The organism is Streptomyces sp. NPDC050528 (assembly GCF_044457795.1).
Taxonomy (GTDB): Bacteria; Actinomycetota; Actinomycetes; order Streptomycetales; family Streptomycetaceae; genus Streptomyces.
The window spans coordinates 220,657-234,428 of record NZ_JBITHH010000005.1; the positions used below are offsets into that span (position 1 = coordinate 220,657).

At 68.2% G+C, this 13,772-nt stretch carries 11 protein-coding genes; 3 read left to right on the plus strand and 8 right to left on the minus strand.

The features are described 5' to 3' along the window. Window positions 1-47: 47 nt before the first annotated feature. Window positions 48-1,523: a metallophosphoesterase gene (locus tag ACIBK4_RS19245; protein WP_398995951.1), complete on the plus strand. Its 1,476-nt coding sequence runs from the start codon at window positions 48-50 to the stop codon at window positions 1,521-1,523. On the opposite strand, the gene ACIBK4_RS19250 is transcribed toward ACIBK4_RS19245, so the two are convergent. From ACIBK4_RS19250 to ACIBK4_RS19285, 8 genes are all read right to left on the minus strand, one after another. Next, window positions 1,493-4,246 carry an alkaline phosphatase family protein gene (locus tag ACIBK4_RS19250; protein WP_398995952.1) on the minus strand — a complete coding sequence of 918 codons (2,754 nt, stop codon included), beginning with the start codon at window positions 4,244-4,246 and terminating at the stop codon, window positions 1,493-1,495. The genes ACIBK4_RS19245 and ACIBK4_RS19250 overlap by 31 nt on opposite strands. Continuing rightward, on the minus strand, window positions 4,215-5,606 hold the full coding sequence (locus ACIBK4_RS19255) for an ABC transporter permease (protein ID WP_398995953.1): 1,392 nt from the start codon (window positions 5,604-5,606) through the stop codon (window positions 4,215-4,217). The genes ACIBK4_RS19250 and ACIBK4_RS19255 overlap by 32 nt, the downstream gene beginning before the upstream one ends. Next, entirely contained in the window at window positions 5,603-6,538 is a 936-nt protein-coding gene (locus ACIBK4_RS19260) for an ABC transporter ATP-binding protein (RefSeq protein ID WP_398995954.1), read from the minus strand. The genes ACIBK4_RS19255 and ACIBK4_RS19260 overlap by 4 nt, the downstream gene beginning before the upstream one ends. 160 nt (window positions 6,539-6,698) lie before the next feature. Next, complete coding sequence (locus tag ACIBK4_RS19265) at window positions 6,699-8,834, minus strand: NACHT domain-containing protein (RefSeq protein ID WP_398995955.1); 2,136 nt, start codon at window positions 8,832-8,834, stop codon at window positions 6,699-6,701. An 82-nt stretch (window positions 8,835-8,916) separates the two neighbouring features. Then, window positions 8,917-9,429, minus strand: coding sequence for a YbaK/EbsC family protein (locus ACIBK4_RS19270; protein ID WP_398995956.1), 513 nt, complete (start codon window positions 9,427-9,429; stop codon window positions 8,917-8,919). A gap of 1,012 nt (window positions 9,430-10,441) precedes the next feature. Next, complete coding sequence (locus ACIBK4_RS19275) at window positions 10,442-10,993, minus strand: cysteine hydrolase family protein (protein WP_398995957.1); 552 nt, start codon at window positions 10,991-10,993, stop codon at window positions 10,442-10,444. Between the two features lie 11 nt (window positions 10,994-11,004). Next, window positions 11,005-11,208, minus strand: a complete 204-nt coding sequence (locus tag ACIBK4_RS19280; RefSeq protein WP_398995958.1) for a DUF397 domain-containing protein — start codon at window positions 11,206-11,208, stop codon at window positions 11,005-11,007. Further along, a complete protein-coding gene (locus ACIBK4_RS19285; protein WP_398995959.1) occupies window positions 11,205-12,050 on the minus strand; it encodes a helix-turn-helix domain-containing protein in 846 nt (281 codons plus the stop codon). Before ACIBK4_RS19285 ends, ACIBK4_RS19280 begins: the two co-directional genes overlap by 4 nt. A 137-nt stretch (window positions 12,051-12,187) precedes the next feature. Here ACIBK4_RS19285 and ACIBK4_RS19290 point away from each other — a divergent pair, with 137 nt between their 5' ends. Both ACIBK4_RS19290 and ACIBK4_RS19295 read left to right on the plus strand, forming a co-directional pair. After that, window positions 12,188-12,661, plus strand: a complete 474-nt coding sequence (locus ACIBK4_RS19290) for an ATP-binding protein (RefSeq protein WP_398995960.1) — start codon at window positions 12,188-12,190, stop codon at window positions 12,659-12,661. Next, complete coding sequence (locus ACIBK4_RS19295) at window positions 12,658-13,737, plus strand: ABC transporter substrate-binding protein (protein ID WP_398995961.1); 1,080 nt, start codon at window positions 12,658-12,660, stop codon at window positions 13,735-13,737. The genes ACIBK4_RS19290 and ACIBK4_RS19295 overlap by 4 nt, the downstream gene beginning before the upstream one ends. The last annotated feature ends 35 nt before the right edge of the window (window positions 13,738-13,772 follow it).

Genomic DNA, 13,772 nt, shown 5'->3' on the forward strand with positions numbered 1-13,772 from the left:
GCCACCACCACCGCTGCCGTTCACGGCCGACGGGCAGGAGGACAGACATGCGCTGCTGCCTCTCCGCTCCCTTCGCGACCCTCGCCGCCCTCCCCACGCCCTACGACGTCCTGCGCTCCGGCGCCCTCCTCGTCCCCGCCCTGCTGCGGGCCGCTCCCCCGCGCGGCCGGGGCCGCTCGCTGGCCGCCGTCCACCTGGAGCTGGTCACGCTCACCGAGGACCGCGCCATCGTCACCTGGCACACCGGGATCCCGGGCACCGACGACGGCCTCGGCCACATGCTCCCCGCGGTCACGGAGGGCGAGGTCGTCTACGGCACCCACCCGGGCCACCTCAACCGCACCGCCGCCGAGGACCGGCCCACCGCGCACCACCAGGTGGAGCTGACCGGTCTGGAACCGGGACAGACGTACTACTACCGGGCGCGTTCGCGGGGTGTCCCCGCCCTGCCGACCCCGCTGCACCACGTACGCGGCAACGCGGTCGGCACCTCACGGCACGGTTTCGGGGGCACGCGGACCGGGACGTACTCCTTCACCACGCCCCAACCCCCGCCCGGCAGACACCTGTTGTCGATCGCCCTCTGCAACGACCTGCACCTCGGCGAGACCACCGCGGGGCTGGTCTCCGGGGTCCCCGGCATGCGCGGGATATCGCAGGCGGCGGGTCTCGCGGCCTACCCGGAGATCATGAGCCGGGCCCTGGTCGAGGAGGCCCGGCGGCGCGGTGCGGACGTGCTGCTGGCCGCCGGGGACCTCTCGGCTGGCGGCGGGCCCCGGGACGTGGCCACGGCGCGGCGCATCCTGGACGGCTTCGGGACGCTCGGCCGGGACTACCTCGTCGTACGCGGCAACCACGACCGCCCACCGGTCCACTGGGCCGACCCCTTCGGCGACACGTTCACCAGCACCGGCACCCCCGGCTACTTCGCCCACGACCTCGGCGGGCTGCGCGTCCTCGGCCTCGACACCTACCACAAGGCGGGCAACGGCGGCGACGCGGGCGGGCTGGGCGCCGAGCAACTGTCGTGGTTCCAGGCGCAGTTGAGGGAAGACCCGGACCGGCCGACGCTCGTCTTCGGCCACCATCCGCTGACGGTACGGGACTCCGTGTTCCCGGTGACGCGGGGCCAGAGCCTCGACCGGAAGCAGGCCCGCGCGATCGTCGACGCGTACGTCTCGGCGCCGGGCGTCTTCCTGCACCACGCGGGCCACACCCACCGCAACAAGCGGACCGTCCTGAACCGGGCCCCGCACGTCGTCCAGCAGGAGGTCACCGCCGCCAAGGACTACCCCGGCGGCTTCTCCCTGCTGCGGATCCACTCCGGCGGCTACGCCCTCAACCACTACAAGGCCGGTGCCGCCGAGGCGCGCGAGTGGGGCGAGCGGGCCCGGCGCGTGGCGGGCGGGCTGTGGCCGCACCACGCGCTGGGCCGCTCGGCCACGGACCGCAACAGCGTCCGCGCCCACGACCTGTCCGGGGTCGTGCCCCGTCAGCCGTCGGACTCCGACGACGGGAGGTAGGCGCCGGGCACGTCGTTCGGCGCGTAGACCTTCTTGTCGCCGGGGTACGGCTTGGTCCAGTTGTGGGTCTGGTACCAGGTGTAGCGGTTCATCTGGGTGGGGTTGGCGTAGTCGGGCACGGCGTTCGGGCCGGTCAGCCGCTGGTGCGAGGCCCAGGTCTTCCACTGGGCGGCGAGCTTCTGCTCGGCCTGCGGCACCGCGACGGACGTCGGCGCTGCCGCCGCCCTGGTGTCCTGGGCCGCCGGGGTGTCCGAGCCGCAGGACGGCTGGGGGTTCACGCCAAGGGTCAGCGAGGTGCGGTTGGGCACCGCCGTGAACGGTGTGTCGTCGGCCTTGCTCGTGAACGCCCCGTACATCGGGGTGGCCGCGCTGTCGAGCTGGTTCATCGGGTGGATCCCGAGGATCTGCTCGACGGTCCGCACCATGGTGATCTGCGAGTAGTAGTGGCTGTCGACCGTGCCGTGCTCGGCGTACGGGCTGATGACCTGGACCGGGGCGCGGTGGCCGTCGACGTGGTCGAGGCCGGCCTGGGAGTCGTCCTCGACGACGAAGATCGCCGAGTCCTTCCAGTACGTGCTGTGGGTGATCTCGTCGACCATCCGGCCGACGGCGAGGTCGTTGTCGGCGACCTCGGCGGCGGCGTTGGCCGGGCCGCCGGTGTGGTCGTTGGAGAACCAGAACATGTTCAGGTTCGCCGGGCCGTTCTTCTCGAAGTCCTGCTTCCAGATCTGCTCTTTGTAGATGTCCGGGACGTCGAGGTCGAACAGCGGGAAGCCCTGCACCGACACGTCGTTGAGGGAGGGGATCGCAGAGCCCGTCTTGATCGGGTACGCGGTCTGGGCCCCCGTCGCGGCCATGTTCTTGCTGTCGCAGTACAGGTTCTGCCAGTTGGCGCCGGCCGGCTTGGTCTCCAGGGACTGGAACTCGCCGAAGTCCTTGACGCTCTTCCCGGCCGCCTGCGCGCCGGTCCAGATGAAGCCGGACTTCTGGTGGCCCAGCACGTCGTTCTCGGTGTCGTAGCTGCGCGTGTACTCGCCGGCCGAGGACTCGGTGTACTCCGGGTTGTCCGACTGCATCAGCCAGTTGTGGCCCTCGGCGGAGTTGGTGCCGATGTCGTAGAAGTTGTCGTAGAGCCCGAACTGCTCGGCCAGGGCGTGCTGGTTGGGCGTCACGTTCTCGCCGAACTGGGTGAGCGCGGCATCCCCGTTGCCCTGCGGGAGGTCGCCGTAGACCTGGTCGTAGGTGCGGTTCTCCTTGACGAGCAGGAAGACGTGTTTGATCGTCGAGGGGTCGCCGATGCGCGCGGGGACCGGAACGGCCTTCGCGTGGCTCTTGGCCCTGGCCGTGGTGACGGAGCCGGGCGTCCAGCCGTTCTGCCTGAAGACCTTGGCGGTCTGCGACCGGATGGTGAGGTCGCTCGGCAGCGTGAACTGCGTGAGGCTCGACGTCGTGTCGTGGGTGTTGTGGCCGGCGGCGTCGGGGCGGAGGGCGTCCACACCGCGGGTGTTGGAGACGACGACCTGCTTGCCGACGGTGGTGATCTCCGAGGGGAAGTAGTCCGTGGGGAGCAGGCCGACGTAGCGGGCGGGCTGCTGCGGGGAGGTGTAGCGGTAGACGGCCACCGCGTTGGCCCGGCCGAGCGTGACGAGCAGTCGGCCGTCACCCGTGAGGGTCACCGCGTTGGGCTCGTAGCCGACCGACGCCTCGGGCCACGGCTGGGTGCCGATGGTCTGCACGACCTTGCCCTTGCGGGTGTCGATGACCGAGACGCTGTTGTCGGCGGTGTTGGTGACGAACACCGCGCCGTTCTTCGCGTACACGGCGGTCGGGTGCAGTCCTACGTCGATGGTTCCTACGGCGGCTGCCGGGTCCGCCGTGTCGATGACGCTGACCGTGCCGGTGGTGCTGGCGCCGGTCTTCGGGTTGGCGACGACATCGGTACCGTAGGAGTTGATGGTGGTGTCGCCGGGCTTCGCCGGGCGGCCGCCCTCGTTGCTGACGTACAACGTGCCGCCGACCAGGGCGATTCCACGCGGGGCGTTGCCAACTGCCCAGCTCTGCTTGATGGTTCCGGTCGCCGTGTCGATGGCGACGACCTTGTTCTGGCCGTTGACCGCGGAGTACACGGTGGAGCCGTCCGCCGAGAACACGGCCGCGCCGACGAGGGCCTGCTTGGTGCCATCGGCCGCTATCGGTACGGCGGTTGGGGCGGAGAGGGTGCCGTCGGCGGCGACCGTGAACTTCGTGTAGCCGTTCGCCTGTCCGAGCCACAACTGCTTGCCGTCGGGCGAGTAGGTCGGGCCTTCCTGGCCCACGGCCGCGCTGGTGATGCGCAGGTCGTCCGCCGCGTTGGTGCCGATCTTCTGCTTGACCTGCCCGGTCGCGAGGTCCATGACGATCAGGGAGGCATCGCCGTCGGTGACCGAGGCCGCGAGGTGGGTGCCGTCCGGGCTGACCGTCGACGACATGATCTTGCCGTCGTTGACGACGGTACGGCTGCCGTACGGCTTGATGTACTGGTCGCTGGAGATGACCTGGCCGTTGGCGGTGGTCTGGCCGACCTGCTCGGTGCCGAACCGGTATGTCGAGGCGACCGCGGTGCCCGTGACACCGAGGGCGACGGCGATACCGGCCGTCACCAGCACGGCACGGCGGCCGACGCGTCTGCCGAAGAGGTTGACCTGCTCCTTCTCACTGACCCGGCGTTGCCGCGTTACCTGCATGGACCTGTCCCTTCGAGGTGGTGTCGAGCAGGTCGACATTGCCGTCGAACTGCCACAACGGATTCGGGGTGTCCCCGGTCGAACTCCGCACCAGGAAGTAGCCGTTGACTTCCTTCGGCCCATCGCCGTCGGCCACGTACCGTCCGTCCGGACCGATGTCGAGCTGGTAGATCGCCGTCCCGGTGACCGCGACACCGGGGAGGTGCCAACTCACCACGCAGCGCCAGTCGTTGCCGGGTCCCTCCTGGGCGGCCTGCCCGTCGCTCTTGGTGCAGGCCGCCGAGGTCCGCAACTGCGCCTCGGTGACGGCGGGGCGGTGGAGCTGGCCGGTCTGCATCCGGTAGAGGTGGGCGAAGGCGGTGGCGAGGGACCGCTGGACCTTGTCCTGCTCGATCCCGGAACCGGTCGAGGGGGTGGCCACGGCGACCACTCCGACGGTGAGGGCGGTCAGCGCGGCGAGCGGCAGCAGGCCTACGGTGAGCGCGCGGCGCCCGGATCCGTCGTAGGCCGGGTTGGTGAAGTCCCGCCGTACGAACAGGAGATAGGCCAGTGCGGTCGCCAGGGCAGCCCACACCAGGCTGACCGCGACGCCGATGAGGAGCGGGGCGAGCTGGGCCGGGCTGGTGAACAGGCCGTTCCAGGAGATGAAGGCGTAGCCGGGCAGGGCGAGGCGGACGGCCACCGGCAGCGGCAGCATCTGGGCGACCTGCATCGCGAGCGCGACCAGCGGAGGCAGCAGCAGCCCCATCGGGGACCGCCCCAGCGCGACCGACCCGAGGAGTCCGATCGCGGCGAGGGCCAGGGTGGGGGCGAGCGCGCAGAGCCACGCGAGCAGCACCCGGCCGGCGGCGTCCCCCGGCGCCAGCAGATGACCGTCGAGACCGACCAACTGCCGGTTCCCTACAGTCAGTAGCCCGCCCACCACGCTGGAACCGACCAACCCGGCCACCAGCATCAGGATGACGGTGAGACTGGCGAGGGCCTTCGCCGCGAAGATCCGCCGGGGCGAGCGGACCGCCACCAGCAGATGCCGCCAGGTGCCGAGCCGGTCCTCGGCGGCGAACACGTCACCGGCGACGACCGAGGTCAGCAGCGGCAGCGCCCAGGTGCCCGCGAACCCCAGCACCACCAGCGGCCCGGCCCACCCCGTGGCGAGCATCCAGCGCCCGAAGAGCGTGTCGGAGGGCAGCGTGCTCTGCTGGCTCACTCCCGCGACGAAGAGCGCGGGCGCGACCCAACACGCGAGCACCAGCAGCCGGATCCGCCACTGCGAGACGAGCTTGACCAGTTCGAAGCGGTAGGCGCGCGCGACCGGAACATGCCGGGTGACGGCGGCGGGCCGTATGGCGGTGGCAGTCATCCCGCGCCCTCCCGGCGCTCGGTGAGGGCGAGGAACGCGGCCTCAAGTGGCGATACGACAGGGGCGAGTTCACGCACCGCGACCCCTGACCGCACCAACCCGGCGACGAGTTCATCGAGAGCGGGCACCAGGGCGCGCACGACGAGGACCTCGACGTCCTGCTGAACGCCGTCGAGGACCCGTATCCCGGCCGTACGGTCGGCCTGCCGGCGGGCGGCGTCCGGGTCGGAGGTCCGCAGCCGGTAGTCGAGTTCACGGTTCTCGGCGGCGAGCTTGCTCAGCGGCCCGGAGAACACCACGCGTCCGGTGTCGAGGATGGTGACCTCGGCGCACAACGCCTCCAGGTCGTCCATGTGATGACTGGAGAGCACCACGCTCGTGCCCTCCGCGGCGAGCCGGTTGAGAACGCGGTGCACGTGTCTCTTTCCGGCCGGATCAAGGCCGTTGGCGGGTTCGTCGAGCACGAGCAGCCGGGGCCGGGTGAGCAGGGCGGCGGCGAGCCCGAGCCGCTGCCGCATGCCGAGGGAGAAGCCGCGGGCCTTGTCGTCGGCGACATCGGTGAGCCCGACCTGGTCGAGCACGTCGTCGATCCCCGCGGTCCGCGCGTCCTCGCCCCGGAGTCCCGCCAGCGCGACGAGGTTCTGCCGGGCGGTGAGCGACGGATACAGACCGGGCGCGTCCACGAACCCCGCGACGCCGTCCGGCACGGCGAGCGCACGCTCCACCGGCGTGCCCAGGATCTCCAGCCGGCCGCGATCGGCGACGGCCAGCCCCAGCAACAGCCCGAGCAGCGTCGTCTTCCCGGCGCCGTTCGGTCCGACCAGTCCGTGGATCTGACCCTGTGTCACATCCAGATCGACGCTGTCGAGTGCCACGACCTCGCCGAAGCACCGGGTGATCCCGCCGGCCCGGACCGCGTGGAGTGTGTCCATGAGGCCCCTTCTCTTTCTTAATCCTCAGGGACCCTAGGGACAACACACATCCCGGACACAGGCAGTTGACTGAACGCCCGGGGAACGGATCGTCAAACCGACGGCAAGCCGGGTAAAAGGACAGTCTGCGCGGGCCCCGTCAACCCGCCCGCAGCATCACTCAATCGCCATCCGAAGTACTGGCGAGGTGACGTTGCAGGTCTATGTGCCGAAATTGGTAGACCGCTCCCACTTGGCGCAGTACGCCCCGGTACTGGTGAGCATCGGCCAAGAACGCCATGAGGTTGCGGGGAAGGCTGCGACGGAGGGCAAGGTGATACTGGACCGACGCGAATGCCCCCCAGGCGGTCTTCGTGAAGGCGACGGTCAAGCCGATCCACAGTGCGAATGCCAAAGCAATGATCTGACCGACCACAAAGCCACCATTCACGACTACCGGTACCCAGATACCAAGACTCGCCGTAGCGGTGACCGCCAGCGTGAGGGCCCAGAAGGTGCGCCGGTCTCGCGACCAGAGCGTCATGGGGCCAACCTCCAAGGCGGTGTCAGCGGCTCTGGTCCCCAGCCCGAAGGTGATGAAGATGGACAGTCCCACCATTCCGGCCAGAGGAAACGACCAGTGAGCAACCGTCATCAGGAAAAGAGCCGCGGCCGCCCCTGTGACCAACCAGAGCCAGTTCGGCGCCCACCGCAGCCCGGACGTGGGGCGACGCAATTCCGTGTCGAAGGCCAACCAGCCCGGCATCGCAAGGAGGAACCCGAGAAAGACTCCGAGAACGGCACCCACCAGTGGGGCCAGGATCATGACGAGAATATTGGCCCGTGCCCAGACCACGAAGGCAAGGGAGAAGGCAGCGAAAAGCGTGCCGAAGAAGAGGCATATGCCCTGAGTGACCAAGACTGGAATACTGCGCCGGGTAGCGCGCGGCAGCTGCCACCAGGACAGATCGGGTGTGCCGTTGAAGGCCAGGTAAAGATGGCGCGCCAGAAAGACAAAAGTCATCTGAGCCTGTTGCGGGCTCCACCGGCTGGGATGGCGTGGATGGGATCGGTAGGCGGCCGGAATGAACGCGGAGAACAGATGCGTTTCGACGGCGGCGCGCGTGGGGAACCGGGAAGTGTCGCACAGCTCTCCGGGGTAAGGCAGATCCTCGTGGCTCTCGCCGGCGCGGGGGTTGTATATGGTGCGCGCCAGGAACAGCATGAGCGGGGTGCGCAACGCCGCGCCGACCGGTGTCTCGGTATCCAACCGATCAGCGACCTGCTCCCAGCGGTCTGCGGCATAACCGCTCCCACCCGCGTCACGCCGCAGGTATGCCAAGGCATCGGCAACCTCTAGTGGACGTAGTTCGATTCCCGCCGCTCCCGCCAGCCTGACCGGAAACCCGGAACGGGGACGCACCACATTGCGGTATTCACCAACACGGCTTGAGAGCACGACCGGATGCCCGAACGGAAGCGCTTCATTGATCGCGCTGAGAGCGGCGCTCCGGAGAGGAGAGGCGATCTCGTCGAAACCGTCCAGGACAGGGAGAATCAGCCGGTTGTCCAGCAGCGCACGAGCACGATCGATCTTCCCGAATCGCGCAGGGGCCGATTCGGCCAGGTTGGGATAGTCGGCCGCCAGTCGCTGAGACATCCAGGCATAGAGGTCCTGCCTCGTGGGATTCCAAGTCGCCAACGGAAACAAAACAGGAACGGCCGCGACGGCATCAGTCGCGGTGCTCGCCATACGCCTCTGAAGCAGCCCCAACAAGAGGCGCAAAAGAAGAACCGTCTTGCCTGCCCCAGGCTCCCCCAGCACCAACAGCCGATTCGTGGGCACCTTTTCTGCGAATGTGAGCGTGATTTCGGCCCCGGTCCCCTCCAATTGCTCAGGAGAGGCCGCCCATTCACCAGGGGCAGTACGGGGCCCGCCGGGCCAATCGGCGGCAGTGGTCCGCAACAGCGACCATTCTTCGACCAGATCCTCCGGGGCCGCTCTCCACCCCACCGCCATGGGGTAGGGGTCATTGACGCGCCGTACCCGGGCCTCAGCCTCCCACTGACTTTGCACGGCCTGAGCCAAATGCTCCGCGATCTGATCCAGAGGCAGCTCGGCCTGGCGTTCCGCGCCCGTACGGAAGGTCACCCAGGACATGAACAACGGAGCCAATGTGGGTAACAGCGAGGCCGCAGTGGCAGCTGCTCCGAGCTGAAAGTGATGGGCGAACCACAGCGCACCTCCCATCCCACCCAGCGCAAGAACCACATAGACCGCGCTAACGTTCCGTGTTCCGGTTCTCCATTCCCCCATGGCCGTCATCATCCCGCTCGCGCCGATTCGACGGAAGACAAAGGGGCATTCGACGACTCGCGCAGGGCGACGAACAGCGGTGTCAGGAGGTCTGCTCGCGCACATCCACCAGGGTGGCACCGGCGTAGGCGACAAGTTCCTTGGGCTCCATGGGGAACACGGCATGCGGATTGCCGGCGGCGGCCCACACAACGCTGTGCGCGAGCAAGGACCGATCGGCCAACACCCGTGTCTTCGTACGGTGTCCAAAGGGCGGCACGCCCCCGATGGCATACCCGGTCGTCTCCCGTACGACGTCCACCTTGGCCCGCGTGACCTTCTCGACCCCGAGCTCCCGCCGAACGAGCTCGACATCCACGCGGGACGCCCCGTCCATGAGCACGAGCACGGGAACCCCGTCGGCCGCGAAGATCAGGGACTTGCAGATCTCGCTCAACTCGCACCCGATCGCTGCGGCGGCCTCGGCTGCGGTGCGGGTGGCGTCCGGGAAGCGCCGGATACGACCGAGGAGGTCCGCGAGCCCCAACTCCCTTAGTGCGTCGGCGAATCGGGGGTTGGCGCCGGTGTTGTCGTCTTCGGTGTTGTTCATGCTCATGTGGGCACGGTAGCGGTGGGTGTACTGGGCCTGCGACCGAGTTCCGACCGTCGGACCGCCCGCTTCTTGTCCAGTGTCGGGATTGCGGGAGCCGAGTAAAGGGCGCTCCCTGCGGTCGCGTCGGCTGCGCCGATTCCGCTGCGCTCCACCCTTGACTCACCTCCCGCAATCCCGTTTCAGAAGCGAGCGGGCGGCCCCGAGGGATGGGTGGCCCAGCCATGAACACCCTTGCCTGAACTGGGTCGCCGGCCGGTGCGAGGGGGCGCGTCCGCGTCTCGCCAGCACGCCGCCTCGGCTCAGCGGCCAACCGTGGGTGGGTGGGCAGGTGGGTGGTTGCGGGAAGCTGTCGGCAAAACTAACCACTGTGATGTGCCATCACTGGTTAGAAAAGCCCCCGGCTTCGGGAGAGGGCGGGGGCCGGGGGCGAGGTGGCGCGCCGCCGTCCCGCCAGCACGCCGGGCCGGCTCAGCGGCCAACGGTGAGTGGGTGGGCAGGTGGGTGGTGGGTGGCGGCTCTGGTCTGCCGGTCGGGCCCTCCCGGGACACCCGGTCCGCGGAAGTGTGACAGTCCAAGCGGAAGTGTCACACTTCCCAGCCCCACCCATCCCCACCCCCACCCCCATCCCCACCCCCATCCCCGACGCTCACCCCCAGCCCTGCCACCTCTGGAGGCTGGAGGCTGGGGTCTTTTCTAACCAGTTAAAGGGTGTGAGAGTGGTTAGTTTTACCTACAGCTTCCCGCAACCACCCACCCGCCGCTGGCCGCTGAGCCGAGGCGGCGTGCCGCCGAGACGCGAACGCGCCCCTCAACACCGGCCAGCAAGGCAGTACAGGTATGGGCATACGCACCTGGCCACCCGTCCTTCCGGGCCGCTCGCTCGCTTCTCAAACGGGCTGGAGCGGCCCTAGTCAAGGGTGGCCCGCAGGGCCATCGCCGAAGGCGACGCGTAGCGCAGCGAAGCGCCCTTTACTCGGGCCGTGGAAGCCCGACACTGGCCAAGAAGCGAGTGGCCCTACGCCCAGGTGACTTCTTTTGCCTGAGCTACAGCAGCCGTACGACCTGGCGCCTCGTGGTACTTCCAGTACAGATTCGTGTGGGCGATGACCTGCTCCGGCGGCGGCGCACCCCAACGGCTCAAGTCCGACGTGGTGTGGGCATCGCTGACGAGTGTCACGTCGTAGCCGCGTACGAAGGCGCCGTGGATCGTGGAGCGGACGCACGCGTCGGTGGATGCGCCAGTCACCACCAGGCGTCCGACCCCGGCCTCGGCCAGTACCTGTTCCAAGGACGTGCCCTCGAAGGAGTCGGGGTAGCTCTTGGGGACGAGGGGTTCCGGGTCGAGGCGGGTGAGTTCGGGGACGTACTGCCAGGCATCGCTTCCCTGGGGCACGTTCTCGTCGGAGTGCTGGATCCAGACGACCGGCACGGATTCCTTGCGGGCCCTGTCGACGAGTCCGGCGATGTTGGCGACGACCTCGTCACGCGCGTACGCATCGGCAACGACGCCGACCTGCACGTCGATCAACAGCAAAGCGGTGTTGGGACGTTCGGACAGAGTGGTCATACCCCGGGAGGTTAGCGAGCGGCCGAGATGTGGGTGAGGAAGTCCGCCCAGGTCGCCATCCCCACGGTGAGATGAGCGTCTCCAACTCCGACTCCGGTGCACTTGGAGTCCCGGACATGGATCACGGCGGGGGCTACGGCCACCTCGACGCAGTCGTTGATATCGCCGCTGTCGCTGTAGCTGCTCTTGAACCAGTGGAGTTCTGGCGTGTTCATAGTCTCCCCAGCGCTTGCTCGATGAAGGCCAGCGACTCCCTGGGCGTGAGAGCCTGCGACCGGATCATCCCATGCCGCATTTCTAGGATACGAAGATCCTTGGGGTTTGAGACCGGGCGCCCATTGAACGCGCCGTCGGAACGCCCCACAGCCGAGCCATCAGCGAACTTCATCACCTGAATCATGCCGTGCACCCCGCCGTGCTCCTCGCTGTCGGTGGGCATGATCTGCAGCGAGACATTCCGCAACTGTCCCACCTCCAGCAGGTGTTGGAGCTGTCGACGCAACACAGCCCTGCCTCCGTAGGGACGTTCCAGCGTCACCTGTTCCTGGATGAACATGAGCATCGGCGCCGGCTCCCGCTGGAAGATCGCCTTCCTCGCCATACGTGCGGCGATTCCTCGCTCCAGCTCATCCGTGGTGTACGGGGGCAGCACCATCCCGAACAGCGCTCGCGCGTACTCCGGCGTCTGCAACAAGCCGTGCAGGTTGTGGTTGTTGTAGACCAGTACCTCAACGGCCCGGTCCTCCATCTCCTTCAGCTCCCGTACCTTCTTGGGGTACTGAGCCTTCTGCATGTCCTCCATGTACGCCCTCAGATGGCCGCCCGCGCTCACGAACGGATCCACCCGGTCCAAGAACTCCGGCCTGGGAATCCGCACCCCCCGCTCTATCTTCCGGATCATGTCCTCGCCGTAACCCATGGCGACTGCCACGTCGGACACCCGTAGCCCCGCCAGCTCCCGGAAGACCCTGAGCATCCGACCGACCGCCTGTACCAACGGCTCGATCTCGTCCCCCGGTTCGACATCCCAACCGGCCTCGTCCTCAACCTCGTTCATGCCCCACCTCCATCGCGCTTCCGTACCCGTACAACCGACGAGACAGCCGAGACAGCGCGGGACAAAGCCAGGACAGTCACGCTACGCACCAGCGCCATCACTCACCCAGGGAAGCAAAACCGGCCACGCTGAGTGACATGAATCAAGAAATCGCCGCCCCACCCAACTTCACCGTCCTCCTGTCCCCCACCCCTCGCGGCGCCCGCCTCGCCCGCCTTCTCGCCACAGAGCAACTCCGCGCCTGGAACGTCCCGTTGGACCGCGCAACCCAGATCGTCGCCGAGCTCGCAGCCAACGCATCGACCCACGGACGCGTAACCGGACGGGACTTCCGGCTGACCCTGTACGTCGTCGCCGGGACCCTCCGTATCGAGGTGTCGGACACGCGCGGCGATCGACTCCCCCGGGTCCAACTCGAAGAGCCCAGTGCCGAGTCGGGGCGGGGGTTGCTGCTGGTGGAGGCGTTCGCGGACCGGTGGGGTGTGGCTCGGGGGCCGTATCCGAGGAAGACGGTGTGGGCGGAGGTCAAGCTCGCACCGGTCGTGCCCCTCGTACCCTGCGATCAAGGGAAGCCGCGCCGGAATCGTCGTACGGGAGACGCACCATCATGAGTACGCCACCGCCCACCGTTTCATCACCGACCGTTCGGATCGGCGTGCTCGTTCCGCTGAGTCGGCCCGGGTGGGTGGAGGCGGGGCAACACCTGCTCGCCGGGCTGGAGTTGGGGGTTCGGGAGGTCAATGAGGGGGGTGGGATCGCCGGGGTCCCTCTTGAGCTGGTGGTTCGGGACACTGCCGCCGATCCCAAGAGGGCCGTCGCGGCCGTAGACGAATTGGCCGGTCTGGGGGTGGTCGCGCTGGTCGGGGAGTATCACAGCGTTGTCGCTCGGGCTGTTGCTGCCAGGGCGGATGCTCTTGGGGTGCCGTTTCTGTGTTCGTCGGCTGTTATCGACTCGCTGACCGAGGGGCCTTCGGAGTGGGTTGCTCGGATTGCTCCGGCTCAGTCCCATGGGTGGCGGGTCTACGCGGACTTTCTGCTCGGTGCCGGGCATCGTCGGGTCGCCGTCGCTGCCGAACCGAGCGTGTACTGGGCCTCCGGGGCGGAGATTCTGCGTAACTGCCTTGTCCCGCACGGTGGTTCGGTCGTCGAGTTCGACATGCGGGCGCTCAGTCCGGAGGCCTTGTGCCAGGGACTCGTGGACAGTCGCGCTACGGCTCTGCTTCTTCTCGTCGGGTATCCGGAGCCGGCCGTGTCGATCGTCCGGTGCGTTCGGCGGGATCCGCGGCTCCGGGAGATGTTGGTCGGGGCTCCTGCCGGGCAGCCCGAATTCGCCGAGTGGGGTGGGGTGTTGGGAGAGGACGGCGCCTCGGTTCCGTTTCTGCGGTATCTGCCTGATCGGCTCGGGGCGCTTGGGGTGCGTGTCGAGGCTGGGTTGCGGGAGCGGTTGGGTGGCGCGCCCTCGTTCGTTGCCTTTGAGGGGTACGACGCCGTTGTCGTGCTTGCCGATGTGTTGCGTTCCGGTACCGCCGTGTCCTGGTCGCGCGTCGCCGTCGAAGGTACGCGCGGGGCGATCTCGTTCTCCCGGGGGCCGGGGATCGGCGTGTGGCAGTGGGTCTGGGCGCCGGTTCAGGTTGTTGACCGGGATCCGGCGGAACCCGGTCGTTTTCGGGTGCTGCACACCGGGTGAGTGACGGGAAGACCCCGGCGCCGAATGAACGGGCC

Excerpts from the sequence above, each read along its gene's own strand:
- ACIBK4_RS19265 (WP_398995955.1), bottom strand. The coding sequence starts at position 8,834 with ATGGGGGAATGGAGAACCGGAACACGGAACGTTAGCGCGGTCTATGTG.
- ACIBK4_RS19270 (WP_398995956.1), bottom strand. The coding sequence starts at position 9,429 with ATGAGCATGAACAACACCGAAGACGACAACACCGGCGCCAACCCCCGA.
- ACIBK4_RS19245 (WP_398995951.1), top strand. The coding sequence starts at position 48 with ATGCGCTGCTGCCTCTCCGCTCCCTTCGCGACCCTCGCCGCCCTCCCC.
- ACIBK4_RS19250 (WP_398995952.1), bottom strand. The coding sequence starts at position 4,246 with ATGCAGGTAACGCGGCAACGCCGGGTCAGTGAGAAGGAGCAGGTCAAC.
- ACIBK4_RS19280 (WP_398995958.1), bottom strand. The coding sequence starts at position 11,208 with ATGAACACGCCAGAACTCCACTGGTTCAAGAGCAGCTACAGCGACAGC.
- ACIBK4_RS19290 (WP_398995960.1), top strand. The coding sequence starts at position 12,188 with ATGAATCAAGAAATCGCCGCCCCACCCAACTTCACCGTCCTCCTGTCC.
- ACIBK4_RS19285 (WP_398995959.1), bottom strand. The coding sequence starts at position 12,050 with ATGAACGAGGTTGAGGACGAGGCCGGTTGGGATGTCGAACCGGGGGAC.
- ACIBK4_RS19295 (WP_398995961.1), top strand. The coding sequence starts at position 12,658 with ATGAGTACGCCACCGCCCACCGTTTCATCACCGACCGTTCGGATCGGC.
- ACIBK4_RS19260 (WP_398995954.1), bottom strand. The coding sequence starts at position 6,538 with ATGGACACACTCCACGCGGTCCGGGCCGGCGGGATCACCCGGTGCTTC.
- ACIBK4_RS19275 (WP_398995957.1), bottom strand. The coding sequence starts at position 10,993 with ATGACCACTCTGTCCGAACGTCCCAACACCGCTTTGCTGTTGATCGAC.
- ACIBK4_RS19255 (WP_398995953.1), bottom strand. The coding sequence starts at position 5,606 with ATGACTGCCACCGCCATACGGCCCGCCGCCGTCACCCGGCATGTTCCG.